The sequence below is a fragment of the Kitasatospora sp. NPDC096204 genome, assembly GCF_044763205.1.
Taxonomy (GTDB): Bacteria; Actinomycetota; Actinomycetes; order Streptomycetales; family Streptomycetaceae; genus Kitasatospora.
This window is the reverse complement of the sequence record NZ_JBIWFT010000021.1, coordinates 31,942-56,631: the sequence shown is the minus strand read 5'-3', so window position 1 is coordinate 56,631 and position 24,690 is coordinate 31,942. Positions and strand designations below refer to the sequence as shown.

The window sequence follows — 24,690 nt, the reverse complement described above, 5'->3', positions numbered from 1 at the left end:
CACCGATCCGGTGGCCGGGCTCCCGGCCGTCCGGCCCCGTACCGGCCCGTAAGCTGGCCGGATGCTCGAACCCGCCCTGCTGCCGACCCCGCTGGTGGACTGCACCGACGAGGCCCACGCCCGGGCCGGGGTGGAGTTGCGGCTGAAGCGGGACGACCTGCTGCACCCGACCGTCCCCGGCAACAAGTGGCGCAAGCTGGCGCCCAACCTGGCCGCCGCGGTGGAGCAGGGCCACACCCGGCTGCTGACCTTCGGCGGCGCCTACTCGACCCACCTGCGGGCCGTCGCGGCCGCCGCCGGGGCGCTCGGACTGGAGAGCGTCGGGCTGGTCCGCGGCGAGGAGCTGGCCGACCGGCCGCGCAACTGGTCGCTGCGGGCCGCCGAGGCGGCCGGGATGCGGCTGGAGTTCCTGACCCGGGCCGAGTACCGGGAGGCCACCGGCCGGGCCGAGGGGGAGCACGGCACGGACGCCCTGCTCCGCCGCTGGGGCCCCTGCCTGGTGCTCCCGGAGGGCGGCTCCAACGCCCTGGCCGCCGTCGGCGCGGCCGCGATCCCGGCCGAACTGCCCGGTCTCGGCGAGCGGGACGTGGTCTGCTGCCCGGTCGGCACCGGCGGCACCCTGGCCGGCATCGCGGCCGGCCTGCCGGCGGGCGCCCGGGCGCTCGGGATCGCCGTGCTGCGCGGCGGGGAGGGCTACCTGGAGGCGGAGGTCACCCGGCTGCACCGGGCCGCCTACGGGCGGGGGTTCGACAACTGGCGGATCGACCACGCGCACCACGGCGGCGGCTACGGCAGGGTCCCGGCCGAACTGGCCGCCTTCGCCGAGCGGTTCGAGCGCCGCCACGGCATCCCGCTGGAGCGCCGCTACGTCGCCAAGCTGCTCGCCGCGCTGGCCGACCTGACGGCGGCGGGCGCCTTCCCGCGCGGCACCCGCCTCACCGCCGTCGTCACCGGGCTGCCGGACCCGCGGTAGGGCTGCCCCGGCTCCGACGCGGACGGCCCGCGCTCCCGTCGTTGGCGGGGAGGGCGGGCCGTCCGTTCGGCGGGGAGGGCGCGATCAGCCGAAGGTCAGGTTCGCGCACGGGTCGGTGTCGGCGTTGCGGGTGTTCTCCGCTATGCCGGTGGGGATGCCGCCCGGCAGGCCCGGGGCGGTGCCCGGGGCGGTGCCGGGGGTGACGCCCGGGGTGGTGCCCGGCGTGGTGCTGCCGGGGGCGGCGCCCGGGGTGGCGGCGGTCGGGACGCCGGGCTCCGGGCTCGGGGCGGCCGCCGAGTCGATCCGGGTGCCCGCCGCGCGGTAGTCGGCGCCGAGGGTGACGGTGATCCCCTCCGTACCGGGCTCCTCGACCGTGGTGGCGCCGGGGAAGAGCGCCGCGACCTGGTCCGCGGTGGCCTTCAGCGCGGGGTCGTAGGCGACCCGGGTGGTCTGCCGCCCGGCGGAGGTGTGGCCCAGCGTGACGTTGCGGAAGCCACGCGCCTTGAGGGTGTCGGCGCCGGAGCCGGCCAGGCCGGGCGTGCCGACCCCGTTGACCACCGTGACCGGCGCCGCGGCCTGCTCCGCGGTGAGCGGGGTGCCGGGGGCCGTCGCGGCGGCGCCCGGGTCGGCGGCGGGGGAGGAGGCCGCCTGGCCCGTCCCCGAGGTGCTCTGCCCGTCCAGGGTGCGGTCCTCGCGCAGCAGCTTCCAGAGGGTGTCGGCGTCCGGCTGGACCAGCCGCACCCGGTCGCCGGCGAAGCGCCAGGGGGCGGTGACGAAGGAGACGTCGGAGAGCTTGATGTCCTGGATCGAGTGGGCGAAGTCCACCAGCTTCATCGCGGTGCCCAGCCCCTCGTCCACGGTGAGCGACTTGGTGGCCGCGTCGGCCAGCGGCAGCAGGGTGGGCAGCGAGAAGCCCTGGCCCTGCACCTTCTTGATCATCGAGGAGAGGAAGGCCTGCTGACGCTTCATCCGGCCTATGTCGGAGTTGTCGCCGATGCCGTGGCGGGCCCGCAGGTAGTCCACCGCGGACTGCCCGGAGAGCTTCTGGAGGCCCTTCTTGAGGTGTATGCCGTACTCGTTGACGTCGTTGGGGACGCAGGCGTCCACGCCGCCCACGGCGTCGGACATCGCGGCCGCGCCCTTGAAGTCGACCACGACGGTGTGGTCGACCCGCAGTCCGGTGAGCTTCTCCACGGTGTTCTGGGTGCAGGCCGGGTTGCCCTTCTCGGCCAGGCCCACGGTGAAGGCGGAGTTGAACATCTGGTCGGTCTTCGGCGCCGTCCAGGTGCCGTTCGGCAGCTTGCAGGACGGGACGGTGACCAGGGTGTCGCGGGGGATCGAGACGCCGACGGCGTGCTTGTGGTCGGCGTAGATGTGCACCAGGATCGCGGTGTCCGAGTGGCCGACGCCCTCGTCGCCGCCGCCCAGCGAGTCGTTGCCCTCGTCGCGGGTGTCCGAGCCGAGCAGCAGCACGTTGACCGGCACGGAGGCACCCGGGCTGGCCGGGACGGGGGCCGGCGGGCGCTCGGTGGCGACGCCGCCCGGGTCGAAGGTGGTGATGTTGTTGTCCAGCCGGTGGTAGAACCAGGCTCCGGCACCCACCACGGACAGCACCAGTACGGCGGCCAGGCCGATGGCGGTCCGCAGGTAGCGGCGCCGGCGCGTGCTGCTGCTCATCCTCCGTGCCCCCCGTCTTCAGGTCTCTCGCGTTCGATGTTCGAACGTTAGACGTTCCGGGAGGCGGTTCGGTTACCCCCCCGGGGCCTACGAGCAGCCCCGGGGTCCTGTGATGCTGGTCACGCGCCGGGGCCGGAGGCGCCCGCGAGCATCCTGCGGAGCAGGTCGCGCAGCGCCGTCCGCTCGTCCGGGCCGAGCGCGGCCAGCGGCTCGCGGGCGAAGTTCAGCGACTCGCGGAGCTCCTCGGAGGCGGCCGTGCCGGTGTCGGTGGCGGCGACCAGCTTGACCCGGCGGTCGTGCCGGTCGGCCTCGCGGGTGACGAAGCCGCGGGATTCGAGCCGGTCGACGATGCCGGTGATGTTGGAAGGCTCGCAGCTGAGCGTCTGGGCGATCTGGCGCATCGGCATCGGCCCGCGCCGCAGCAGGGCGAGCACCTTGGCCTGGGCGCCGGTGAGCGAGCGGGCGGCGGCGGCGTCCTCGTACTCGCGGTGGAACAGCGCGACCAGGTTGGCCATCAGGTCGACGACCTCGCGGGTGATCTCGTCGGGCTGCGGCGCGGCGTCCTCGATCGACTGGGTGTCCATGGTCGAGAGTCTACCTGAAAAGTTGACAACATGAACCTTTCATGTCCATCGTTACTTCAGTTGCTCAACCTTTCAGGCGTTCGAACCTCACTCGAACCCACGTTCCGACCCGCACCCGAACCGCAAGGAGCACACCCATGGCAGAGCAGGCCGCCGCCCCCGCGACCGCCCGTGAATGGCACCTCGCCGCCCGCCCGCAGGGCTGGCCGGTGCCGGCCGACTTCGCCCTGGTCGAGGCCCCGGTCCGCACCCCGGGCCCGGGCGAGATCCTGGTCCGCAACGACTACCTCTCGGTGGACCCGTACATGCGTGGCCGGATGAACGACGTGAAGTCGTACGTCCCGCCGTTCCAGCTGGGCCAGGCCATGGACGGCGGCGCGGTCGGTCACGTCGTCGCCTCCGGGGCCGAGGGCTTCGCTCCGGGCGACGCGGTGCTGCACGGGCTCGGCTGGCGCGAGTACGCGACGCTGGACGCCCGGCACGCGGTCAAGGTCGACCCGGCCGCCGCCCCGCTCTCCGCCTACCTCGGCGTGCTCGGCATGCCCGGCCTGACCGCCTACTCCGGCCTGCTGGCCGTCGGCGGCCTCAAGGAGGGGGACAAGGTCTTCGTCTCCGGCGCGGCCGGCGCGGTCGGTTCGCTGGTCGGCCAGATCGCCAGGCTCAAGGGCGCCTCGCTGGTGGTCGGTTCGGCCGGCTCGGCGGAGAAGGTGGCCAAGCTGGTGGACGAGTACGGCTTCGACGCGGCCTTCAACTACAAGGACGCCCCGGTCGCCGAGCAGCTCGCCCAGGCCGCCCCGGACGGCATCGACCTCTACTTCGACAACGTCGGCGGCGATCACCTGGAGGCCGCGATCGGCGCGCTGAACGTGCACGGCCGCGCGGTGCTCTGCGGCGCGATCGCCCAGTACAACGACACCGCCGCACCCGCCGCCCCGCGCAACCTCGCGCTCGCCATCGGCAAGCGGCTGCGCCTGGAGGGCATGCTGGTGCGCGACCACGCCGGGCTCCAGGAGCAGTTCGTCGCGGAGGTGGCCTGCTGGTTGAAGTCCGGTGAACTGCGCACCGAGGAGACCGTGGTGGACGGTTTCGAGAACGCCGTCGAGGCCTTCCTCGACCTGCTGCGCGGCGTCAACACCGGCAAGATGGTCGTCCGCCTGGGTGACTGACGAGCCGTCACGCATCCCGAACGCCCCGCCGCCCCGACCGGGCGGCGGGGCGTTCGTCATGGGCGGCCCCCGGTCGGGCGCGGGTCCGGGGGTCGCACTACCGCATACCGGCCGGATCCGAAAGTGCGTCATCCATCCTGCGCTGCCGCGCGGTACGGTGGTTCGGCCGGTGATGGGGCCGTTCGGGGGAGAGATCCGGCCGAGGGGTAGACCTCGTTGAGGATTCGACTAGCATTGAGCGAAAGCCTGTCCGTTTTGCTCAATTTAGTAGCTTAATGTCAGCTAACGTGAGTAACTGCGGATCAACTGCAGGCACGAGGCAGCTGGGGAAGGCGACCCTCGTCCACAGCCTGGAGGTCCCGGTGACGACACGTGGAGTCCTGTACGTCCACTCCGCGCCCCGCGCGCTGTGCCCGCACGTCGAGTGGGCCGTCGCGGGGGTGCTCGGTGTGAGGGTGAGCCTGGACTGGATCCGCCAGCCGGCCGCACCCGGGCACTGGCGTGCCGAGCTGTCCTGGCAGGGGGAGCCCGGTACGGCCTCGAAGCTCGCCTCCGCTCTGCGCGGCTGGCAGTTGATGCGGTACGAGGTCACCAGCGAGCCCTGCGCCACGGCGGAGGGGGAGCGGTACAGCAGCACGCCCTCGCTGGGCATCTTCCATGCCGTCACCGGCATCCACGGCGACATCCTGATCCCCGAGGACCGGTTGCGCGCCGTCCTGGTGCGCGCCCGCAGCGAGGGGTCCGACCTGGAGGCCGAGGTCGCCCGGCTGCTCGGCAAGCCCTGGGACGACGAGCTGGAGCCGTTCCGGTACGCGGGCGAGGGCGCGCCGGTGCGCTGGCTGCACCAGGTGGTCTGAGGCCGGCCCCGGGGCCGTACCGGGGACGTGCGAAGGGGCCGGCGCTCGTGAAGAGCGCCGGCCCCTTCGTCGTGGGCGTCAGCGGGTGCGGAAGGCCAGCACCACGTTGTGGCCGCCGAAGCCGAACGAGTTGTTCAGCGCGGCGATCCGGCCCTCGGGCAGCTTGCGGGCCTCGCCGCGGACGATGTCGGCGTCCACGTCGTCGTCCAGCTCGTCCACGTTGATGGTCGGCGGGGCGACCCGGTGGTGCAGGGCCAGCACGGTGGCGACGGTCTCGACGCCGCCGGCGCCGCCCAGCAGGTGACCGGTCATCGACTTGGTGGCCGAGACGGCGATGTGGTCGAGGTCGTCGCCCAGCTCCTTGCGCAGCGCCTTCAGCTCGGCGGTGTCGCCCTGCGGGGTCGAGGTGGCGTGCGCGTTGACGTGCACGATCTCGGCCTTGTCCAGTTCGTTGCGCTCGAACAGGTCGGCCAGCGCGCGGGCCACGCCGGCACCGGTCGGCTCGGGCTGGGCGATGTGGTGGGCGTCCGAGGACAGGCCCTGGCCCACGGCCTCGCAGTAGATCCGGGCGCCGCGCGCCTCGGCGTGCTCGACCGACTCCAGTACGACCACGCCGGCGCCCTCGCCCAGCACGAAGCCGTCGCGGGCCTTGTCGTACGGGCGGGAGGCGCGCTGGGGGTCGTCGTTCTTCTTGGACATCGCCATCATGTTGGCGAACGCGGCGATCGGCAGCGGGTGGATCGCCGCCTCGGTGCCGCCGGCCACCACGACGTCGGCGCGGCCGGTGCGGATCATCTCGATCGCGTAGCCGATCGCCTCGGCGCCGGAGGCGCAGGCGGAGACGGGGGTGTGCACGCCCGCGCGGGCGCCGACCTCCAGGCCGACGTTGGCCGCCGGGGAGTTGGGCATCAGCATCGGGACGGTGTGCGGGGAGACCTTGCGGGCGCCCTTCTCCTTCAGCACGTCGTACTGGTCGAGGAGGGTGGTCACGCCGCCGATGCCGGAGGCGATGACGGTGCCCAGGCGCTCGGGGGCGAGCTTGGAGGACTCGTCGGTGGCGGGGGTCTCGAAGCCGGCGTCGGCCCAGGCCTCGCGGGCGGCGATCAGCGCGAACTGGGCCGAGCGGTCCAGCTTGCGGGCCAGCGGGCGGGGAAGGATGTCGCCCGGCTCGACGGCGGTCCGTGCCGCGATCTTCACCGGCAGGTCCTCGGCCCACTCCTCGGTCAGGGCCGCCACGCCGGACGTGCCCGCGACCAGGTTCTCCCAGGTGCTGGCGGCGTCGGCGCCCAGCGGCGTGAAGGCGCCGATACCCGTGACGACCACGGTGCGATTTTCAGCGGTCACTGGTTTCTTCTTCTCTCACGTGTGCGGGGGGTCGGCGGCGTGCCGAGGATGGGCCCGGCCGGGCGCCCGGTGAGGGCGTCCCGGCCGGAAGGGTCGACCAGGCTCGACGAGCCCGGCCGACCGGTCAGCCCGGGCCGGCGTACGGGACGCCGGACGGGCTGGCCGAGTCGAACGAGTCGGTCGCTCAGGCGTTGAGGATGTAGTCCACCGCGTCGCCGACGGTCTTCAGGTTCTTGACCTCGTCGTCCGGGATCTTGACGTCGAAGCGCTCCTCGGCGGCCACGACGACCTCGACCATGGACAGCGAGTCGACGTCCAGGTCATCGGTGAAGGACTTGTCGAGCTGGACGTCCTCGGTCGGGATACCGGCGATCTCGTTGACGATCTCGGCGAGACCTTCCAGGACCTCGTCCTTGGTAGCCATACTGGCTGCTCCTCTTCGGTGTTGAACGTGTCCGGCCGGCGGCCGGACACAGGCTTGTGGATGGCGCGAACGCGCCTAGGGGAGAGTAACGACTGCGGCGGCGTAGACGAGACCCGCCCCGAACCCGATGATCAGGGCCAGGTCCCCGCTGTGGGCCTCACCGCTTTCCAGCATGCGCTCCATCGCCAGCGGGATGGAGGCGGCGGAGGTGTTGCCGGTCTCGGCGATGTCGCGGGCGACGGGCACCGACTCCGGCAGCTTGAGCGCCTTGATCATGGCATCCGTGATCCGCATGTTGGCCTGGTGGGGGATGAACGCGCCGAGCTGGTCGGCGGTGATCCCGGCGGCGTCCAGCGCCTGCTGGGCCACCTTGGCCATCTCCCACACGGCCCAGCGGAAGACCGGCTGGCCGTCCATCTTCAGGGCCGGCCACTTCGTCTCCTCGCCCGCGCCGTTGATGGCGTCGGACTTGGCGAAGGCGGTGTCCCAGGCCTGGGTCTGGGTGATCAGCTCGGACTGCGAGCCGTCCGACCCCCAGATCAGCTTGCCGATGCCGGGCGTGTCGGACGGGCCGACGATCGCGGCGCCGGCGCCGTCGCCGAAGATGAAGGCGGTGGAGCGGTCCGACTTGTCGGTCAGGTCGCTGAGCCGTTCGACGCCGATGACCAGCACGTACTCGGCGTTGCCGCCGCGGATCATGCCGTCGGCCAGGCCCAGGCCGTAGCCGAAGCCGGCGCAGGCGGCCGAGATGTCGAAGGCCGGGGCGGTGCCGCAGCCGAGCCGCTCGGCGATCTCGGTGGCGATCGCGGGGGTCTGCTTGAAGTGCGAGACGGTCGAGACGATCACGCCGCCGATCCGGTCGGCGGTGATCCCGGCCTGGGCGATGGCCTTGCCGGCCGCCTGGACCGACATCTCGGCGACGGACTCGTCCGGGCCGGCCCAGCGGCGCTCGGCGATCCCGCTGCGGGTGCGGATCCACTCGTCCGAGGAGTCGATCCACTCCAGGACCTCGGAGTTGGGGACGACCCGGACCGGACGGTAGCCGCCGACGCCGTGGATGCGCGCGTACCGGGCGCCGTTCACCGGGCGGATCTGGGGCTTGGTCATGCCTGGGTCTCCTGCTCCTGACCGCCGTGCTCCGCGACGAGCGCGCGGGCCTTGTCGAGATCGGCGGGGGTCTTGAGGGCGAGCGTGGCCACGCCCTTGAGGTTGCGCTTGAGCAGCCCGGTGAGGGTGCCCGCGGGGGACAGCTCGATCACGGCCGTCGCGCCCAGCTGCCCGAGGGTCTCCATGCAGAGGTCCCAGCGGACGGGGTTGGAGACCTGCGACACCAGGCGCGAGAGCACCTCGGTGCCCGACTCCACGACCGCGCCGTCCTTGTTGGAGACGTAGCGGACCAGCGGGTCGGCCGCGGTCAGGGTGGGGGCCAGCTTGGCCAGCCGCTCGACACCCGGGGCCATGTGCTCGGTGTGGAAGGCACCGGCCACCTTGAGGGCGATCAGCTTGGCGCGCTCCGGCGGGTCCGCCTTCAGCGCCTCCAGCTGGGCCAGTGTGCCGGCGGCGACGATCTGGCCGCCGCCGTTGTTGTTGGCCGCGGTCAGGCCGTGCTCGGCGAGCTTCGCCGCGACCTCCTCCGGCTCGCCGCCGAGCACGGCGAGCATGCCGGTCTCGGTGACGGTGGCGGCCTCGGCCATGGCCCGGCCGCGCTCGCGCACGAAGGCCAGCGCGTCGTGGGCGGTGAGCACTCCGGCGCCCGCGGCGGCGGTGATCTCACCGACACTGTGGCCGGCCACGGCGCCGACCAGCTTGCGGGCGGCGTCCTCGTCCGGGAACAGCTCCCGGGCGGTCACCAGACCGGCGGCGACCAGCAGCGGCTGGGCGACGGCGGTGTCCTTGATCTCCTCGGCGGACGCCTCGGTGCCGGCGTGCACCAGGTCGAGCCCGGCGACCTCCGACCAGCCGCGCAGGCGGTCGGCGACGCCGTCGAGCTCCAGCCAGGGGCTGAGGAAACCGGGGGACTGGGCACCCTGTCCAGGGGCGACGATTACGAGCACGGTTCAACCCTCTCTCGCCAGGCGCCCAGGGGCGGGTAGGCGACGGTAACGAAGAAAACCATCCGGGATTGTATGGTCCCTACACTCCGGCTCAGCCGGGATCTCCGACGGCGCCCAGCCGGCCGAGGGCCAGCGCGATCCGCAGCGTGAACGCCGAACGTACGTCGGAGGGGGCGTACCCCGTGACGTCAGTCACACGTCGCAGCCGGTAGCGCACCGTGTTGGGGTGCACAAAGAGCATCCGGGCCGCGCCCTCCAGCGAGGAGGCCTGCTCCAGGTAGACGCTCAGCGTCTCCAACAGGGCGGAGCCGGCCTCGTCCAGCGGTGTGTAGATCTCCTCCACCAGCTGACGGCGCGCGGCCTGGTCGCCGGCCAGCGCCCGTTCGGGCAGCAGGTCGTCGGCCAGTACCGGGCGGGGGGCGTCCGGCCAGGCGGCGCAGGCGCGCAGGCCGGCCGCGGCGGCGTGGGCCGAGCGGGTCGCGGAGAGCAGGTCGGGCACGGTCGGGCCGACCACCACCGGGCCCGGCGCGAACTGGCCGATCAGCGCCCTGGCCGCGTGCACCGGTTCCTTGTCGCCGCCGACCACGACCACCAGGCGCTTGCCCAGCACCCCGGTCAGCACGTTCAGCTTGGCGTACCGGGCGGCCCGGCGGATCGCCTCGACCACCAGCTCGCTGTCGCCGTCCGGCGCGCTGCCCATCACCACCCGGACCTGGCTGGGCTGGCCCCAGCCGAGCGCCGCGGCGCGCGAGAGCACGCCCTCGTCGGCGTCGCCGGACAGCAGCGAGTTGACCACCAGCGCCTCCAGGCGGGCGTCCCAGGCGCCGCGCGCCTCGGCGGCCTGGGCGTACACCTGGGCGGTCGCGAAGGCGATCTCCCGGGCGTAGACCAGCACCGACTCGCGCATGTCGGCCTCGTCGCCGGGCGCGGCCACCTCCTCGATGGCCTCCTCCATCACCTCGATCGTGGTGCGGATCAGCTCGACGGTCTGGCGCAGGGTGATCGCCCTGGTCAGCTCGCGCGGGGCGGTGCCGAAGACGTCGGTGGAGATCGCCTGGGCGGCGTCGGGGTGGCGGTACCACTCGGTGAACGCGGCGATGCCGGCCTGGGCGACCAGGCCGATCCAGGACCGGTGCTCCGGCGGCATCCGCCGGTACCAGCCGAGCTGGTCGTCCATCCGGGAGATCGCGGCGGTGGCCAGCTTGCCGGAGGACTTCTCCAGCCGCTTGAGCGTCGCCGCCCGGCGCTCGGCGCGCTCGGCGGCGTTTCTGCGCTCCTGCGCGGTCAGGCGGGGCGCCGCGCGGCCGGGGCGGTCTCGGCCCGACCGGGCGGTCGGGCTCTTCCCGGTGGGGTCGGGTGCGGGGCTGGGGCTGGGGTCGCTGGTGGAGTTCGTGGAGGCGGCTGGCACAAGGACAAGACTGCCTCACGTGAGTGACTGCTCGTGCACAATCCCCGGCGGAGCGGCACGGTGGCAAGAGTCACACTCCGACGCCCACCCACTACGGTGGGGGCGTGACCGAAGCCGCCGCCCGCCCCCGTGCCGACCTGCGCCGCACCGCCGAGCGCTACCGCTCCGCCCCGGCCGAGGGCGTCGAGACCAGGCACGCGTTCTCCTTCTCCGGCCACTACGACCCGAAGAACACCCACTTCGGCGCGCTGCTCGCGTGCAACGAGGAACTCCTCGCCCCCGGGGCCGGCTTCGAGGAGCACAAGCACCGGGACACCGAGATCCTCACCTGGGTACTGGAGGGCGCGCTGGCCCACCGGGACTCGCGCGGCCACAGCGGGGTGGTCCGTCCCGGGATGGTCCAGCACCTGAGCGCCGGCTCCGGCGTCACCCACACCGAGCGCAACGTCGGCGGCGCCACCGGCCCGGTCCGCTTCGTCCAGATGTGGCTCCAACCGGACGAGTTCGACGCGCCCCCCGCGTACGGCCTGCGCAAGGTGGAACCCGCGGACGGCGGGTTGACGCTGCTGGCCTCCGGGCTGGAGCGCGACGCCGGGACGGACACCCTGCGGCTGCGCCGCGGCGACGCCGCGCTCTGGCTGGCCACCGCCGGGCCGTGGCAGCCGCTGCCGCCGCTGCCCGAGGCGCCGTGGCGGTACGCGCACCTGACGGCCGGCTCGCTGGGCTACCGGACCGTTCCCGGGCCCAAGGGCGCCGGCCGCTCGATGGTGCCGGGCGACAGCGTGCGGATCACCGGCGAGGCCTTCGCCGATCCGGCGGCGGGCGAGACCGGCGCCGAACTCCTGCTCTGGGAGATGCACTCGCCGGTCTCGTACGGCTAGCCGTACGGCCCGGCTCAGCCCTTCGCGAGCTCCTTGAGGACCGCGTCCGAGAAGGCGGGCCAGGCCTCGACCGCCCACGGGCCGAAGTCCCGGTCGGTGAGCACGACGCAGGCCGCGCCGGCCCGCGGGTCCACCCACAGGAAGGTGCCGGACTGGCCGAAGTGCCCGAAGGTCCCGGGGGAGTTGGCGGAGCCGGTCCAGTGCGGGCTCTTGCCGTCGCGGATCTCGAAGCCGAGGCCCCAGTCGTTCGGGCGCTGGTGGCCGTAGCCGGGCAGTACGCCGCTGGTGCCGGGGAAGGCGACCTCGCGGGTGGCCCGCAGGACGGTGGACGGGTCCAGCAGCTTGGGCGCCTGCAGCTCGGCGGCGAACCGGGCGAGATCGGCGACGGTGGACAGGCCGCCGGCGCCGGCCGGGGACTTGTGCGCGGTGTGGAGCAGGGTGTCCGTCATGCCCAGCGGCTCGAACACCGCCTCGGCGACGTAGCGGGAGAACTCGATCCCGGCGGCCTCGGACAGTGCCCGGGCCAGCGCGTTGAAGCCCGCGTTGGAGTAGAGCCGGCGCTTGCCGGGCTCGCCGAACACCCGGTCCTCGTCGAAGCCCAGGCCGGAGGTGTGCGCGAGCAGGTGGCGGACGGTCGCCCCGGGCGGCCCGGCCGGGTCGTCCAGCTCGAACACGCCCTCCTCGACGGCGACCAGCGCCGCGTACGCGGTGAGCAGCTTGGTGACCGAGGCGAGCGGGAACAGGTGCTGCTGCGGCCCGTGCGCGCCCAGCACCGCGCCGTCCGCCCCCCGGACCACGGCCGCCGCGGCATGGGGCACCGGCCAGTTCTCGATCATCCGCAAGCTCTCCATGGGCCCGACTCTAGTCGCCGGGAAATCCGCCGGAGAAGGTGGTGGAGCAGCCACCCGGGTAGCGGCTTGCTTGGAGTGCACTCGAACTCGGTAGCGTCGTTCACGTCGCACAGGACAGGGGGAACGAGCGATGGCCACACCCGAACGCGTCGAGATCGACCTGCGCAGCTGCTCCGAGGTGTTCAGCAGCCCGGCCGGCGACCCGGACCGCTCGCCGCGGCACACCATCAGCGAGGTCGCCGCGGCCAGCGGACTGACCGCCCACACCCTGCGCTGGTACGAGCGGATCGGCCTGCTGGACCCGGTCGGCCGGGCCGCGGGAGGCCGGCGCCGCTACTGTGACGCCGACCTGCACCGGCTGGCCTTCCTGGGCCGGCTGCGGCTGACCGGCATGTCCGTGGCGGACATGCTCAAGTACGTGGACATGGCCCGCCAGGGCGAGCGGACCTACGAGGACCGGCGGCTGCTCCTGGAGGCCCAGCGCGAGGAGGTCCGGCAGCGGATCGTGGACCTCCAGGCCACCCTCGCCGTCCTGGACTACAAGATCGATCTCTATGCCGGGAAGGTCGCCGACCGCACCGGTGCCCCGGTCCAATGCCAGAACATCCGTGTAGAGGAAGAGCAGAGCGCATGACTCAGACCGTCCTTCCCACCGTCGAACTCGGCACCGGAGGCCCGCTGGTGGGCGTCCAGGGCCTCGGCTGCATGGGCATGAGCGAGTTCTACGGCCACACCGACACCGGTGAGGCGCTCGCCACCCTGGACGCCGCCCTGGAGGCCGGCGTCACCCTCTTCGACACCGCCGACATGTACGGCTCCGGCCGCAACGAGGAGCTGATCGGCCCCTTCGTCCGGGCCAACCGGGACCGGGTGGTGCTCGCCACCAAGTTCTCCATCGTGCGTTCGGAGGAGGACGCCTCCGTCCGCGGCATCCGCAACGACCCGGAGTACATCCGGACCGCGGTCGACGCCTCGCTGCGCCGCCTCGGCGTCGACGTGATCGACCTGTACTACATGCACCGCCGCGACCCGGCCGTCCCGCTGGCCGACTCGGTCGGCGCCATGGCCGAGCTGGTGCGGGCCGGCAAGGTGCGCCACCTCGGCCTGTCCGAGGTGACCGGGGCGGAGCTGCGCGAGGCGCACGCGATCCACCCGATCGCCGCGCTGCAGTCCGAGTGGTCGGTGTTCGCCCGCGACGTCGAGCGCACGGCGGTGCCGGCCGCCGCGGAGCTGGGCGTCGCCTTCGTGCCGTACTCGCCGCTCGGGCGCGGGTTCCTGACCGGCGCGTTCCAGAACGCCGAGGAACTCCCGGCGGACGACTTCCGGCGGAACTTCCCGCGCTTCACCGGCGACAACGCCGCCGCCAACGGCGAACTGCTCGCCCCGTTGCGGGAGATCGCGACGGCCCACAGTGTGACGCTCGCCCAGGTCGCGCTGGCCTGGGTGCACCAGCGGGCCGAGGTGCACGGGCTGGCCGTGGTGCCGATCCCGGGCACCCGCAAGCGCAGCCGGCTCGCCGAGAACACCGCGGCGGCGACGCTGCGGCTGACCGCCGGGGAGCTGGCGCTGCTGGAGCCGGTGGCCGGCCGGGTGGCGGGCAACCGCTATGCGGACATGAGCTCGACCTCGGCCGCGCGCGAGTAGCCGGACGCCGAGGGCCCGGCGGGGCCGGGGAGTCCGTTCGGCGCTCCCCGGCCCCGCCGGGTCGGGTTCAGACCGTACGGCCGGTCCAGGCGGCCAGCCGGGTGTGCGCGTCGGCGTCCTCGGCGACCGGCCGGACGTCGGCGAACGGGACGCCCGGGACCCGCCGTTCGGCCGGCAGCACGGACTCGGCGATGCCCAGCGCGGTCCGCGCCAGGTCGTCGTCCAGGGCGAAGCCGTTGTCCAGGGCGACGGCGATGTCCCAGGAGTGGGTCACTAGCTCCATCAGGTAGCCGCCCACCGCCGCCGCGCCGGGCACCTCGCCCCAGGGAGCGACGGTCGGACGGTCGAGCTTGGCGTCGTCCGCCCAGGCGGCGGTCACCCGGGCCCGGGCCCGGCCCAGCGCGGCCGGCCAGCCCTCGTCCGAGGGGTCCTCGATGGCGGCCACGGTGTCCCGGGCGTGGCCGCCCTCGCCCATGTAGGCGAACCGGTGGACGCCGCCGACCACGTGGTTCAGCAGCTCGCGCAGGGTGAACTCGCTGCAGGGCGTGGGCCGTTCGAGGTCGGCCGGGGTGATCGTGGCGAGCAGCTTCTCCAGCTGGTCGAGGGCGCCGCGGTACTGCGGGCGGGCATCCTGGACGGCGGTCATCCGCGCTCAACTCCCTGGTGTCGGGTGGTTTTTCGGGCTCGGAACGCAATCTCCCAGTAAAACCTGACAACTGCCGTCAGGATTACTGGGATTCTTGACGCATGAAGGCCGACCGCCTGCTCTCGATCCTCCTGCTGCTCCAGACCCGCGGCCAGGTGTCCGCCACCGAACTCGCCGAGCGGCTGGAGGTGTCCGTCCGCACCATCTACCGCGACGTCGAGTCGCTCTCCGCCGCCGGGGTGCCGGTGTTCACCGAGCGCGGCCGGCACGGCGGCATCGGTCTGCTGCCCGGCTACCGCACCGACGTCACCGGCCTGACCGCGGACGAGGCCAGGGCGCTGTTCGTGCTCTCCGCCCAGGGCGCGCACAGCGACCTCGGGCTGGACGGCGCGCTCGGCTCGGCGCTGCGCAAGGTGATGGCGGCGCTGCCGGCCCCGCACCGGCCCGGCGCCGAGCGGATCAGCGAGCGGATCCTGGTCGACCCGGCCCGCTGGATGCAGACCCCCGGCGCGGCCGGCCCCGCCGGGCCGGACCTCGGCGAGCTGCAGTACGCCGTCTTCGCCGACCGGCGGCTGCGGCTGCGCTACCGGCACGGCGGCACGCCCGCGCCGGTGGAGTACACCGTCGACCCGTACGGGCTGGTGAGCAAGGCCGCGGTCTGGTACCTGGTGGCCGACCTGCACGGCGAGCCGCGGCTGTTCCGGGCCGACCGGGTGCTGGCCGCCGAGACCACCGAGGAGGCGGTGCGGCGCCGGGCCGGGGTCGGTCTCGGCGACGTCTGGGCGGTGCTGCGGGAGCAGGTGGAGCGGCTGCCGAAGGACGTGCCGGTGCGGGTGCGGGTCCGGCGCGGACGGCTGGACATGTTCCTGCGCATCCACGGTGGCCGGGTCACCGCCCCGCTGCCGGAGCCGGGCCCGGGGCCGGCCGAGGAGTGGGTCGAGGTGGCGATGGCCTTCCCGGCCCCGGCGGCCGTCCGCTCGCTGCTGGCCTTCGGGGCGGAGGTCGAGGTGCTGGCCCCGCCGGCCGCCCGGCGGGAGCTGGCCCGGGCGGCGGCGGACGCCCTGCGGCTGTACCAGGAGCAGGGCCTCTAGGCGCCGGGCCCCTACTGGTTGGGGTTCGGCCGGAGCACGTCCTGGTAGTGCCCGAGGGAGATTGCCGCGAAGTTGTGCAGGCTGTCGGTGCCCTCGCTGAAGTAGCCGTTGTGGCCGACCGCGCGGGCCGAGGAGATCTGCTCGGAGCCGAAGCCGCTCGCCGTCGGGTCGGCGCCGTGGCCGAGCCCGCCGACCTCCAGGAACGGCACGTTGCCGATCCAGTCGCTGGGGTTGCGGGTGGCCCAGACGTGCACCCCGGCGCCCAGCTCGGTGGTGCTCTGCACGCCCATGCCCGGGCTGCCGAAGACCATCAGGTCGGTAATGCCGGAGGTGTCGGACGGCGAGGCGGCCGCGCGCGGGATGTCCGGGGCGGCGGTGCCGCAGACCACCGAGCCGTACGAGTGGCAGAGCAGCGACGGCGGCGCGTCCGGCCGGGTGGTCTCCTTGAGCCCGGCGAGCAGCCGCTCCAGCCGGGGGGCGGCGACGTCGGCGAGCCGGGAGGTGGCCGCGTCCGGGCCGAGGCCGGAGGGGGTGACGTAGCCGGTCCAGGAGATCACGGCGGTCCGGGTGCCCGGCGCCTGGTGCCGCTCCTCGGCGTACAGGGCGCGGGCCATCCCGGCCGGGGAGCGCAGCGGATCGGCGGCCTGGTCGTGGTGGCCGAGGTCGGCGTCCGAGCCGGGGACGAGTACGGAGACCCGTTCGGCGTCGGCGAGGTCGCCCCACACCTCGCTGACCAGGCCGCGGCCGCGCGGGTCGAAGGCCAGGATCTGCCGGTCCGGGGCGAGCAGGTGCTCGACGTCGTTGGCGCGGGAGACGGCCAGGGCGCGGGTGTCGGAGTCCAGCTTGCGGTCGGCGGCGCGGGTCCGGGCCTGGTCGCGCTCGGCGGCCAGGGCGATCCGGTTGGCGCGGTAGCGCAGGTCCAGCGGGGCGCCGTCGTAGTTGCCGACGACCAGCGGGTAGTCCTGGATCAGCCGGTCCAGCTCGGTGGGCGCGAGCGAGGCGAAGAACGCCGCGGCGGCGGCCGGCGTGGTGGTGGCCGGGTCGGGCAGGGAGCGGCCGAAGGAGTGGTCCTGGATCCAGGCGGCGCTGCCGGCCGGAGGCGTGGAGATCGCCAGCTGTTCGGAGGAGACCGCGGCCGCGGCGGCGGAGGCTCCGGCGTCGGCGAGCACCGCGCAGCCGGCGAACGCCCCGATCAGTACCCGCTTCCAGCGTCGACGGTTGCGCACCGCACCAACTCCCTTGGGGCCCGTCACCGTTTCGCGGGCGGTGCCCGGAGGGTGCGATGGTTCTGCTGACTTCCCTGCGCAAGCCTAGGGGGCCCGAAGGGGCGGCGGGAACGCCTAAACTGTGGGATGGATCACATGAACCGGGGGTGTCCCCACGGCGTCTCCCAGTGGTTCGGGCGGTGCCTACGGCCGGGTGCGACAGGGGCCGGCGGGGCGGCGCTCAGGCGTCGAACTCGCGCACCAGGCGCTTCGGCGCCGTCCGCCGCCAAGCCTCGGTGACCAGGTCGTGCAGTTCGTCCCGGTCCACCAGGTCCAGCCGGACGCTCACCCAGCCGTGCCGCCCGACGTACGGGGCGGAGGAGAACACCTCGGGCTCGGCGGCGAGCAGTTCGGCCTGGTCCTCGGGGGAGGCCTTCACGCTGACGCGGTCCCCGTCGGGTGCGCCCATCGCGAAGATCCGGCCGCGGACCCGCAGCGTCTCGATGTCCCAGGTCGGCTCCTGGACGGCCTCGGGCAGGGCCAGACCCATCGCGCGGAACTCGTCGAACGTCACCATGGCGGCAGGGTAGGGCAGGGCACCGACAGCGCGCCCCCGGCGCGCGGCACAGCGCACCGGGGCGGCTCGTGCCGGCGCGCCGTCACACCACGCCCAGCGCGTACGCGGCGAACAGCGCCGCCGCTGCCCCGGCCACCGCCTTGCCGCCCTTGGAGAAGGCCGTCCACGGGCCGTCGAACCGGCGGGTGAACCAGCCGACCGCCACCAGTACCGCGCCGAACAGCGGCAGCAGCGCCAGCCGGGCGGCCACCCAGCCGAGCGAGTCCGGCGCGGTGGTCAGGCCCGGGACGGCGCCCAGGGCGGCCGCGCCCGGCACCGCGACCGCGAGCATCGCGCTCTGGTGCCAGCAGAAGACCGTCATCGCCGACAGGTTGACCACCACGACCGGCAGCCACAGCAGCGGGCGGCGGGTCAGCAGCCGGCCCAGCCGCTCCCGCAGCAGCACCGCGGCGCCGCACTGGAACGCGGCCAGGGCGAGCACCAGCAGGGACGGCGGGTGCGAGTTGGTCCGCGCGGCCCCGGGCACGCCGACCATGCTGGCCGGGTAGTGGAAGACCAGCAGCAGCGCGGCGAACAGCGCGCCGCCGCCGAACAGCAGCACCCGGGCCGCCGGGCGGCCGAGCCGGCCCTGCGCCCAGAGCACGCCCAGCTGGTAGCCGAACAGCCAGCCCGGCAGGATGTTCAGCAGCGCCACCCAGGACGGCACCGCCCCGGCCCACGGCCCGTACCGCAGCAGGTCGACGGCGGCGACCACGACCACCGGCAGGCCCGCCGACCAGCCGCCGAGCCGGCGCCCGGCGGCCACGCAGAGCGGGGTGAGCGCGGTCAGCCCCAGGTAGACGGCGATGTACCAGAGCGGCTGCACCACCAGGGTGGCGCCGGTGCGCAGGGTGTCCGCGGGGACGCCGAGCGCGGGCAGCAGCGGGACCAGCGCCGCCCAGACGGCCGCCACCCCGAGCACCGGGCGCAGCAGCCGGACGGTACGGGCCCGCAGCCAGTCGCGGGTCCCCAGGCCCTTGGCCCGGGCGCGCTCCAGTGAGCGGACCGAGGAGTGGCCGCCGACCAGGAAGAACACCCCGAGCATCTGGAGCACCCAGCTGAGCGGGGCGAAGAAGCCGAGGGTGGAGAGCGGGCTGGCGTTGTGCAGGGCGCCGTCGGGGGTGCGGGTGAGGCCGCCGAGCATCCAGTGTCCGACGGGTACGGCGAGCAGGGCGAGGGCGCGCAGCCCGTCCAGGGCGCGGTCGCGGTCGGCCGGGGTCTTCGCGTCGACGCGGGCGGCGGCGCGGCGCAGGGCGGTGAGCGGGCTGGGGGTGGTGGTGCCTGCCATGGCGTGGTGTTCCTTCCGGTGCGGGCGGTCAGGCGCGGCCGAGCGCGACGGCGGCGTAGGCGGCGAGGGAGGCGGTGCCGGGGGCGAAGTAGCCGGTGTGGCCGTGGGATCCGGTGGCGGGCAGCGGGCGGGCCCCGAAGCCGGGGGCGGTCGGGTCGGCGCCGTGGCCGAGGCCGAACAGCCGGACGTTGGGCACCTCGCCGATCCAGTCGGAGCCGTTGCGGGCGGTGGCCCAGAGCGGGACGCCCGGGTCGAGGTCGGCGGCCGAGTCGACGCCCATGCCGGGCGAGCCGAGCACCACCACGCCGGAGGACTGCGCGGGCGTGGGGCGGGCCAGGCCGCAGACCACCGAGCCGTAGCTGTGGCAGAACACGGTGGGTGGGGCCTGCGGGCGGGTGGTGACGGCGAGTCCGTCGAGCAGCCGGGTGAGGCGCGGGGCGCCGGCCCGGGCCAGGTCCTCGGTGGCGGCGTCCGGGCCGAGGCCGAGCGGGGTGGTGTAGCCGGCCCAGGCGATCACGGCGGTCTGCCGGTCGGTGGCGTCCAGCAGGGCGCGGGCCATGCCCGCGGGGGTGCCGTACGGGTCGGAGGCGCGGTCGAAGCGGAGCAGGTCGATGTCCGAGCCGGGGACGATCACGGCGGTGCGGGGGGCGGTGGCGAGGTCGCCGTACACCTCGGCGACCTGGCCGCGGCCGCGCGGGTCGAAGGCGAGGACCTGGCGGCCGCCGTCCAGCAGGGCGCGGTAGCGCTCGGCCCGGGTGCGGGCGGCCGCGTGGTCCTGCGGGGTGAGTGCCGGGTCGGTGGCCCGGGCGAGTTCGCGGGTGCGTTCGGCGGCCAGGGCGAGGGCGTTGGCCCGGTACCGGAGGGCGACCGGGGCGCCGTCCAGGTTGCCGACCACCAGCGGGTGCCGGGCGGCCAGGGCGTCCTGTCGGGCCGGGTCCAGCCCGGCGAAGAACGCGGCGACAAGGGCCGGGGTGGCGGTGGCCGGGTCGGGCGGCCGCACGCCGAGCGAGGTGTCGGCGGTCCAGGCGGCGCTGCCGGGCGGCGGGCCGGTGACGGGGGTCTGGGTGTCGGCGGCCCAGCCGCCCGTGCCGAGTGCCACCGCCAGTGCCAGCGCGGTGGCGGCGATCGCCCGCCTGGTCCGGAACCTGCGCATGTCCGTGCTCCCCCTCGTCGGCGCGGCCGCCGAGTCGGTTCGGCGTCCGGTGGAGAGGAAGGTAGGAACGCGACGGCCCCGCGGACGTCACACCGCGGGGCCAACTCCCGGGTGCTACCCGGGTATCAGGGGGTTCGCCCGAGTGGGCGGGCGACGACTACTGACCGGGTGTCACCAGGCCCGACTCGTAGGCCAGGACGACCGCCTGGGCGCGGTCGCGCAGGCCGAGCTTGGCGAGGATCCGCCCGATGTGCGTCTTGACGGTCTGTTCGGCGAGCACCAGCCCGGCGGCTATCTCCTGGTTGGACAGGCCGCGGGCGATCAGCTCCAGCACCTCGGTCTCGCGCGGGGTCAGGCCGTTGAGCCGGACCTTGGGGTCGCGGCGCTTCGCCGGGCGGGTGCGGGCGAAGTCCTCGATCAGCCGGCGGGTCACCGAGGGGGCGAGCAGCGCCTCGCCGGCGGCGACCACCCGGACCGCGGCGATCAGGTCGGCCGGCGGGGCGTCCTTGAGCAGGAAGCCGCTGGCCCCGGCGCGCAGCGCCTCGTACACGTAGTCGTCCACGTCGAAGGTGGTCAGCATCAGCACCTTGGGCCGGTGGGCGCCGGGCACCTCGGGGTCGAGCAGCCGCCGGGCCGCCTCCAGGCCGTCCATGACGGGCATCCGGACGTCCATCAGCACCACGTCCGGGTGGGTGCGGCCGTTGACCTCCAGGGCTTGGGCGCCGTCCGCCGCGTCCCCCACCACGTCGATGTCGCTCTGGGCGTTGAGCAGGGCCGCGAAGCCCGCGCGCACCATGGCCTGGTCGTCGACGATGATCACGCGGATGGTCATGCGGTGGTCTCCCGGGGGGTGTCGGGGCTGTCGGGGCGGTCGAGGGGCAGGACGGCGGCCACCTTGAAGCCGCCGTCCGGCAGCGGACCGGTGTCCAGCCTGCCATCGACCAGCCGGACGCGTTCGCGCATTCCGACCAGCCCCTGCCCGGTGCCCTCCGCCGAGGCCTCCAGCGACTCGGTGCGTTCCGGCGGGGGCGCGTTGACCACCGTCACCAGCAACGCCGGGCCGTCCGTGGTCAGCGAGACCCAGGTCCGCGCGCCGGGGGCGTGCCGCACCACGTTGGCCAGCGCCTCCTGCACGATCCGGTACGCGGACAGCCCGACGGCCTGCGGCACCCGGCCCGCCAGGGCCGCCGCGTCCGGCTCCAGGGTCAGTTCGGCCGGCACCCCGGCCCGGCCCACCGTCTCGACCAGCTGGGCGAGTTGGCCGACCCCGGGCTGGGGCGCCCTGTCCCCGCCGGACTCCTCGCTGCGCAGCACGCCGAGCAGCCGGCGCATCTCGGCCAGCGACTCGCGGGCGGTGCCGGCTATCGCGGTGAACTCCTCGGCGGCCTCGTCCGGTACGCCGCCGATCCGGTACGGCGCGCTGGCCGCCTGCACCGCGATGACCGACATGTGGTGGGCCACCACGTCGTGCAACTCCCTGGCGATCCGGGCGCGTTCCTCCAGCAGTGTGCGGCGTTCGCGCTCGACCTCGCTGATCTGCTCCTGCTCGGTGAGCAGCCGGCGGGCCACGGCGCGGTCCCGGACGGCCCAGCCGAGCAGCAGCGCGGCGCCGCTGAGCGCGATCAGCAGCACGGTGGTGCCGTCGCCGGGCCGGGGCAGGCCGAGGGTGGTGGTGACCACGGTGAGCAGGACGGTGGCGACCCAGACCGAGACCAGGGTGGCCCGGCTCTCCCGCAGCGCGAGGGCGAGCAGCAGGAAGACGTACGCGATGATCATCGGAGCCGTCCACGGCCAGCTGCCCATCGCCTGGGGGTGGCGGGCGGTGACGGCGGCGGTGGCGACCAGGGTGGCGGCGCTGATCCACCAGGCGGCCAGCGGCCGGGTGACGGCGAGGAACAGCGGCGTGGTCTGGGCGACGGTCAGCGCGCCGGCCACCGGCAGCGCCAGGTCGTAGAAGCCGGCCAGGTTGACGATCCCGGTGGGGATCAGCGAGGCCTGCAGGATGATCACGACGAGGTACGGGAGCCGGCGCACCCAGCGCCGGCGGGAGTCTCCGAGCAGCGGGGTGTGGTCCTCGCTCGGGGTGGTCAGGTGGTGCCGCAGATTGCGCAGTTGGCGCAGCGCGAACCCGCGGCCGTCGGCTCTGGTGGGCGTCTTCATCGGGGGCCACCCTAGGCGGCCGGCCCGTGTCGGGCGTCGGACTGGAGCGCGAACCTCCGGGTGCTACCGGGGTATCGGGTGATACCCCGGTATGACGGGCGGGGCCCGGGCGGTACTCCGGGAGGGCGGTACCGCGGGCGGGTGGTGCTACGGGCGCCAGTGGCCGGCCAGGGCGGGGCCGAGCTGGTCGAAGTAGCGCTCGATCACCGCGACCATGCCCTCGGGGCCGGCCGGCTCGCGTTCGGCGCTCCAGGCCAGGTGGGCCGAGCGCAGCAGGCTGGCGAAGACGGCGGCGAGCACGGCCGGGCGCAGGTCCTCGGCCGGGTCCAGGCCCTCGCGTTCGGCGAGCACCTGGATCACCACCTGCTCCTGCTCGGTGACCCGGCGCAGGTGGGCGGCGAGCAGCGGGGGCGTCTCCTCGATCATCCGCATGAGTTCGAGCGCGCTGTGGATCGCGTCGGGGCCGGAGCCCTCCGCGCTGCCGAGGTCGAGCCAGGCCTTGACGATCGCGGCGCGCAGGGCCTGGAGCGGGGTCTCCTCGGCCGGGCGGCGGCGCAGGCACGCGATGAAGTAGTCCTCGGCCACGGCCATCACGGCGAGCGCGACCTCGTCCTTGTTGGCGAAGTAGCGGAAGAAGGTGCGCTGGGAGACGTCGACGGCGGAGGCGATCTCGTCGACGGTCGTGTGGGCGAAGCCCTGCCGGAGGAAGAGCATGTGGGCGGCCTGGATCAGGGCGTCCCGGGTCTGCTGCTTCTTGCGCTCGCGCAGGCCCGGTGTGCGGGCGGGGCCCTCCGGGGCGTCGGTGGTGCGGGGGGCGTGAGCGGCCATGGCGGGGGCCTTCCGGAGTGCTGGGTGTGGCGGGTGGGAGCACAACCTTAGCGTTCTGACAAATGTCAGTGCTGGTCAGAAGTCACTGTTTGCCGTATGTCAGGTGCTGACATAATCTGCCGGGGTGGCGCCCGTCGGGCCGGGGCACCTGTGGGGACGGGTGGGCCGGGGCGCCACGACCACGTCCTGCACCCAGCCACGCCCCCGGAGGGCCCAGATGAGCCAGTCCGTCGTGAAGAACTCCGAGGCGGGCGCACCGTCGCCGCCGAACCCACCGTCGGGGGGAGGCCTCAAGGGGCACCCCTGGCTGACCCTGCTGACCGTCGCGGTCGGCGTCATGATGGTCGCGCTGGACGGCACGATCGTCGCCATCGCCAACCCGGTGATCCAGGAGAAGCTGCACGCGGCGCCCTCCGAGATCCAGTGGGTCACCAGCGGTTACCTGCTGGCCCTGGCGGTCTTCCTGATCACCGCCGGCAAGATCGGTGACCGCTTCGGCCACAAGACCACCTTCCTGGTCGGCGCGGTGGGCTTCGCCGCCACCTCGGCCGCGATCGGCTTCGCCGGCAACATCCAGACCGTGATCGCCTTCCGGGTGCTCCAGGGCCTGTTCGGCGCGCTGCTCCAGCCGGCCGCGCTCGGCCTGCTGCGCGGGGCCTTCCCGGCCGAGAAGCTCAACATGGCGATCGGCATCTGGGGCGGCGTGATCGGCGCCTCCACCGCGGCCGGCCCGATCGTCGGCGGCCTGCTGGTCGAGCACGTCAGCTGGGAGTCGGTGTTCTTCATCAACATCCCGGTCGGCCTGATCGCGCTGGCGCTGGGCCTGTGGATCCTCAGGGACGTCCGGGCCGAGAACGCCGCCAGGTCCTTCGACCTGCCCGGCATCGCGCTGCTCTCGGTGGGGATGTTCGCGCTGGTCTTCGGCATCATCAAGGCCCCCGAGTGGGGCTGGGGCGACACCAGGACGCTGCTGTTCCTGGGCGGCGCGGTGGTCCTGATGGTGCTGTTCGCGCTCTGGCAGGGCCGGGCGAAGGAGCCGCTGATCCCGCTCGGCCTGTTCCGCTCGGTGCCGCTGTCGGCGGGCGTGCTGCTGATGGTGCTGATGGCCTTCGCGTTCTTCGGCGCGATCTTCTTCGTGACCTTCTACCTCCAGAACGTGCACGGGATGAAGCCGGTCGAGGCCGGCGTCCACCTGCTGCCGATGACCGGCATGATGATCGTCGGCTCGCCGGTGGCCGGCATCGCGATCGGCAAGCTGGGCCCGCGCATCCCGATCGTGGCCGGCATGCTGATCACCACCACCGCGATGTTCGGCATGTCCACCCTGGACACCGGCTCCGGCAACGGCGTGATGTCGCTCTGGTTCGTCCTGATGGGCCTCGGCATCAGCCCGGTCATGGTCGGCGCCACCGAGGTGATCGTCGGCAACGCCCCGCTGGAGCTCTCCGGCGTGGCCGGCGGCCTCCAGCAGGCCGCGATGCAGGTCGGCGGCAGCCTCGGCACCGCGGTGCTGGGCGCGCTGATGGCCGCGAAGGTCGGCGACGTGCTGCCGGGCAACTGGGCCAAGGCCGGCCTGCCGCCGGTCGAGGGCGCGGCGGGCGAGGGCCTCAAGCAGGCCGCCCAGCTCGGCATCGCCCCGCCGGCCCCGGCCGGCACCCCGCAGCAGGCGGTGGACGCCATGGCCGGCGCCGTCCACGAGTCCTTCGTGAGCGGCATGTCGCTCGCCTTCGCGGTGGCCGCCGTGGTGGCCTTCGGCGCCGCCGTGCTCGGCCTGCTCACCCGCCGCGGCACCACCGACGCGGGCCCGGCCGTGCACATCTGACGGGCCCTCCCGACGCCG

At 74.1% G+C, this 24,690-nt stretch carries 24 protein-coding genes; 8 read left to right on the top strand and 16 right to left on the bottom strand.

What is annotated here, in order from left to right:
- The first annotated feature begins 61 nt into the window (after positions 1–61).
- On the top strand, positions 62–973 hold the full coding sequence (locus ACIQ87_RS23165) for a 1-aminocyclopropane-1-carboxylate deaminase/D-cysteine desulfhydrase (protein ID WP_402409665.1): 912 nt from the start codon (positions 62–64) through the stop codon (positions 971–973).
- 84 nt (positions 974–1,057) lie between these two features.
- Here the strand turns inward: ACIQ87_RS23165 and ACIQ87_RS23160 are convergent, their stop codons facing one another.
- Together ACIQ87_RS23160 and ACIQ87_RS23155 are read right to left on the bottom strand one after the other, a co-directional pair.
- Positions 1,058–2,650 carry an LCP family protein gene (locus ACIQ87_RS23160; protein WP_402409663.1) on the bottom strand — a complete coding sequence of 531 codons (1,593 nt, stop codon included), beginning with the start codon at positions 2,648–2,650 and terminating at the stop codon, positions 1,058–1,060.
- 119 nt (positions 2,651–2,769) lie between these two features.
- Complete coding sequence (locus tag ACIQ87_RS23155) at positions 2,770–3,234, bottom strand: MarR family winged helix-turn-helix transcriptional regulator (RefSeq protein WP_402409661.1); 465 nt, start codon at positions 3,232–3,234, stop codon at positions 2,770–2,772.
- Positions 3,235–3,371: 137 nt separating this feature from the next.
- Here ACIQ87_RS23155 and ACIQ87_RS23150 point away from each other — a divergent pair, with 137 nt between their 5' ends.
- Both ACIQ87_RS23150 and ACIQ87_RS23145 read left to right on the top strand, forming a co-directional pair.
- On the top strand, positions 3,372–4,400 hold the full coding sequence (locus ACIQ87_RS23150) for an NADP-dependent oxidoreductase (RefSeq protein WP_402409659.1): 1,029 nt from the start codon (positions 3,372–3,374) through the stop codon (positions 4,398–4,400).
- Between the two features lie 362 nt (positions 4,401–4,762).
- Positions 4,763–5,257 carry a DUF3145 domain-containing protein gene (locus tag ACIQ87_RS23145; protein ID WP_402409657.1) on the top strand — a complete coding sequence of 165 codons (495 nt, stop codon included), beginning with the start codon at positions 4,763–4,765 and terminating at the stop codon, positions 5,255–5,257.
- Between the two features lie 78 nt (positions 5,258–5,335).
- On the opposite strand, the gene fabF is transcribed toward ACIQ87_RS23145, so the two are convergent.
- From fabF to ACIQ87_RS23120, 5 genes are all read right to left on the bottom strand, one after another.
- Complete coding sequence (gene fabF, locus ACIQ87_RS23140) at positions 5,336–6,601, bottom strand: beta-ketoacyl-ACP synthase II (RefSeq protein ID WP_392869738.1); 1,266 nt, start codon at positions 6,599–6,601, stop codon at positions 5,336–5,338.
- 184 nt (positions 6,602–6,785) lie between these two features.
- Complete coding sequence (locus tag ACIQ87_RS23135; protein WP_355251392.1) at positions 6,786–7,025, bottom strand: acyl carrier protein; 240 nt, start codon at positions 7,023–7,025, stop codon at positions 6,786–6,788.
- A 75-nt stretch (positions 7,026–7,100) separates the two neighbouring features.
- Positions 7,101–8,132, bottom strand: a complete 1,032-nt coding sequence (locus ACIQ87_RS23130) for a beta-ketoacyl-ACP synthase III (protein ID WP_402409654.1) — start codon at positions 8,130–8,132, stop codon at positions 7,101–7,103.
- Positions 8,129–9,079 carry an ACP S-malonyltransferase gene (locus tag ACIQ87_RS23125; RefSeq protein WP_402409652.1) on the bottom strand — a complete coding sequence of 317 codons (951 nt, stop codon included), beginning with the start codon at positions 9,077–9,079 and terminating at the stop codon, positions 8,129–8,131. Before ACIQ87_RS23125 ends, ACIQ87_RS23130 begins: the two co-directional genes overlap by 4 nt.
- Before the next feature lie 91 nt (positions 9,080–9,170).
- Positions 9,171–10,367, bottom strand: coding sequence for a PucR family transcriptional regulator (locus ACIQ87_RS23120; RefSeq protein ID WP_402409818.1), 1,197 nt, complete (start codon positions 10,365–10,367; stop codon positions 9,171–9,173).
- Between the two features lie 224 nt (positions 10,368–10,591).
- On the opposite strand from ACIQ87_RS23120, the gene ACIQ87_RS23115 reads away from it, so the two are divergent.
- Entirely contained in the window at positions 10,592–11,368 is a 777-nt protein-coding gene (locus ACIQ87_RS23115) for a pirin family protein (RefSeq protein WP_402409650.1), read from the top strand.
- A 14-nt stretch (positions 11,369–11,382) separates the two neighbouring features.
- On the opposite strand, the gene ACIQ87_RS23110 is transcribed toward ACIQ87_RS23115, so the two are convergent.
- Positions 11,383–12,219: a serine hydrolase domain-containing protein gene (locus ACIQ87_RS23110; protein WP_402409648.1), complete on the bottom strand. Its 837-nt coding sequence runs from the start codon at positions 12,217–12,219 to the stop codon at positions 11,383–11,385.
- Positions 12,220–12,349: 130 nt separating this feature from the next.
- Between ACIQ87_RS23110 and ACIQ87_RS23105 the strand changes: the two genes are divergently transcribed.
- Positions 12,350–12,853, top strand: a complete 504-nt coding sequence (locus ACIQ87_RS23105) for a MerR family transcriptional regulator (protein ID WP_402409646.1) — start codon at positions 12,350–12,352, stop codon at positions 12,851–12,853.
- Positions 12,850–13,863, top strand: a complete 1,014-nt coding sequence (locus ACIQ87_RS23100; RefSeq protein ID WP_402409644.1) for an aldo/keto reductase — start codon at positions 12,850–12,852, stop codon at positions 13,861–13,863. Before ACIQ87_RS23105 ends, ACIQ87_RS23100 begins: the two co-directional genes overlap by 4 nt.
- A gap of 67 nt (positions 13,864–13,930) precedes the next feature.
- Here ACIQ87_RS23100 and ACIQ87_RS23095 read toward each other — a convergent pair whose 3' ends face one another.
- Positions 13,931–14,509, bottom strand: coding sequence for a TIGR03086 family metal-binding protein (locus tag ACIQ87_RS23095; protein WP_402409642.1), 579 nt, complete (start codon positions 14,507–14,509; stop codon positions 13,931–13,933).
- A 101-nt stretch (positions 14,510–14,610) separates the two neighbouring features.
- On the opposite strand from ACIQ87_RS23095, the gene ACIQ87_RS23090 reads away from it, so the two are divergent.
- Positions 14,611–15,600, top strand: coding sequence for a helix-turn-helix transcriptional regulator (locus tag ACIQ87_RS23090; protein WP_402409640.1), 990 nt, complete (start codon positions 14,611–14,613; stop codon positions 15,598–15,600).
- An 11-nt stretch (positions 15,601–15,611) separates the two neighbouring features.
- On the opposite strand, the gene ACIQ87_RS23085 is transcribed toward ACIQ87_RS23090, so the two are convergent.
- From ACIQ87_RS23085 to ACIQ87_RS23055, 7 genes are all read right to left on the bottom strand, one after another.
- Positions 15,612–16,826, bottom strand: coding sequence for an alpha/beta hydrolase (locus ACIQ87_RS23085; RefSeq protein ID WP_402409638.1), 1,215 nt, complete (start codon positions 16,824–16,826; stop codon positions 15,612–15,614).
- Between the two features lie 220 nt (positions 16,827–17,046).
- Entirely contained in the window at positions 17,047–17,382 is a 336-nt protein-coding gene (locus ACIQ87_RS23080; protein ID WP_402409636.1) for an MmcQ/YjbR family DNA-binding protein, read from the bottom strand.
- 82 nt (positions 17,383–17,464) lie between these two features.
- Positions 17,465–18,709: an acyltransferase gene (locus ACIQ87_RS23075; protein WP_402409634.1), complete on the bottom strand. Its 1,245-nt coding sequence runs from the start codon at positions 18,707–18,709 to the stop codon at positions 17,465–17,467.
- 28 nt (positions 18,710–18,737) lie between these two features.
- Positions 18,738–19,862 carry an alpha/beta hydrolase gene (locus ACIQ87_RS23070; RefSeq protein ID WP_402409632.1) on the bottom strand — a complete coding sequence of 375 codons (1,125 nt, stop codon included), beginning with the start codon at positions 19,860–19,862 and terminating at the stop codon, positions 18,738–18,740.
- A gap of 157 nt (positions 19,863–20,019) precedes the next feature.
- Complete coding sequence (locus ACIQ87_RS23065; protein ID WP_402409630.1) at positions 20,020–20,694, bottom strand: response regulator; 675 nt, start codon at positions 20,692–20,694, stop codon at positions 20,020–20,022.
- A complete protein-coding gene (locus tag ACIQ87_RS23060) occupies positions 20,691–22,022 on the bottom strand; it encodes a sensor histidine kinase (RefSeq protein WP_402409628.1) in 1,332 nt (443 codons plus the stop codon). The genes ACIQ87_RS23065 and ACIQ87_RS23060 overlap by 4 nt, the downstream gene beginning before the upstream one ends.
- Positions 22,023–22,169: 147 nt before the next feature.
- The gene (locus ACIQ87_RS23055; RefSeq protein ID WP_402409626.1) at positions 22,170–22,850 is read right to left on the bottom strand and encodes a TetR family transcriptional regulator; all 681 of its coding nucleotides are present in this window, start codon (positions 22,848–22,850) and stop codon (positions 22,170–22,172) included.
- A gap of 217 nt (positions 22,851–23,067) precedes the next feature.
- Between ACIQ87_RS23055 and ACIQ87_RS23050 the strand changes: the two genes are divergently transcribed.
- Positions 23,068–24,672, top strand: coding sequence for an MFS transporter (locus ACIQ87_RS23050; protein ID WP_402409624.1), 1,605 nt, complete (start codon positions 23,068–23,070; stop codon positions 24,670–24,672).
- Positions 24,673–24,690 lie beyond the last annotated feature (18 nt).

Coding starts and splice junctions, on each gene's coding strand:
- ACIQ87_RS23105 (WP_402409646.1), top strand. CDS start 12,350: ATGGCCACACCCGAACGCGTCGAGATCGACCTGCGCAGCTGCTCCGAG.
- ACIQ87_RS23070 (WP_402409632.1), bottom strand. CDS start 19,862: ATGCGCAGGTTCCGGACCAGGCGGGCGATCGCCGCCACCGCGCTGGCA.
- ACIQ87_RS23090 (WP_402409640.1), top strand. CDS start 14,611: ATGAAGGCCGACCGCCTGCTCTCGATCCTCCTGCTGCTCCAGACCCGC.
- ACIQ87_RS23055 (WP_402409626.1), bottom strand. CDS start 22,850: ATGGCCGCTCACGCCCCCCGCACCACCGACGCCCCGGAGGGCCCCGCC.
- ACIQ87_RS23060 (WP_402409628.1), bottom strand. CDS start 22,022: ATGAAGACGCCCACCAGAGCCGACGGCCGCGGGTTCGCGCTGCGCCAA.
- ACIQ87_RS23165 (WP_402409665.1), top strand. CDS start 62: ATGCTCGAACCCGCCCTGCTGCCGACCCCGCTGGTGGACTGCACCGAC.
- ACIQ87_RS23155 (WP_402409661.1), bottom strand. CDS start 3,234: ATGGACACCCAGTCGATCGAGGACGCCGCGCCGCAGCCCGACGAGATC.
- ACIQ87_RS23065 (WP_402409630.1), bottom strand. CDS start 20,694: ATGACCATCCGCGTGATCATCGTCGACGACCAGGCCATGGTGCGCGCG.
- ACIQ87_RS23135 (WP_355251392.1), bottom strand. CDS start 7,025: ATGGCTACCAAGGACGAGGTCCTGGAAGGTCTCGCCGAGATCGTCAAC.
- ACIQ87_RS23075 (WP_402409634.1), bottom strand. CDS start 18,709: ATGGCAGGCACCACCACCCCCAGCCCGCTCACCGCCCTGCGCCGCGCC.
- ACIQ87_RS23100 (WP_402409644.1), top strand. CDS start 12,850: ATGACTCAGACCGTCCTTCCCACCGTCGAACTCGGCACCGGAGGCCCG.
- ACIQ87_RS23130 (WP_402409654.1), bottom strand. CDS start 8,132: ATGACCAAGCCCCAGATCCGCCCGGTGAACGGCGCCCGGTACGCGCGC.
- ACIQ87_RS23050 (WP_402409624.1), top strand. CDS start 23,068: ATGAGCCAGTCCGTCGTGAAGAACTCCGAGGCGGGCGCACCGTCGCCG.
- ACIQ87_RS23110 (WP_402409648.1), bottom strand. CDS start 12,219: ATGGAGAGCTTGCGGATGATCGAGAACTGGCCGGTGCCCCATGCCGCG.
- ACIQ87_RS23160 (WP_402409663.1), bottom strand. CDS start 2,650: ATGAGCAGCAGCACGCGCCGGCGCCGCTACCTGCGGACCGCCATCGGC.
- ACIQ87_RS23095 (WP_402409642.1), bottom strand. CDS start 14,509: ATGACCGCCGTCCAGGATGCCCGCCCGCAGTACCGCGGCGCCCTCGAC.
- ACIQ87_RS23150 (WP_402409659.1), top strand. CDS start 3,372: ATGGCAGAGCAGGCCGCCGCCCCCGCGACCGCCCGTGAATGGCACCTC.
- ACIQ87_RS23080 (WP_402409636.1), bottom strand. CDS start 17,382: ATGGTGACGTTCGACGAGTTCCGCGCGATGGGTCTGGCCCTGCCCGAG.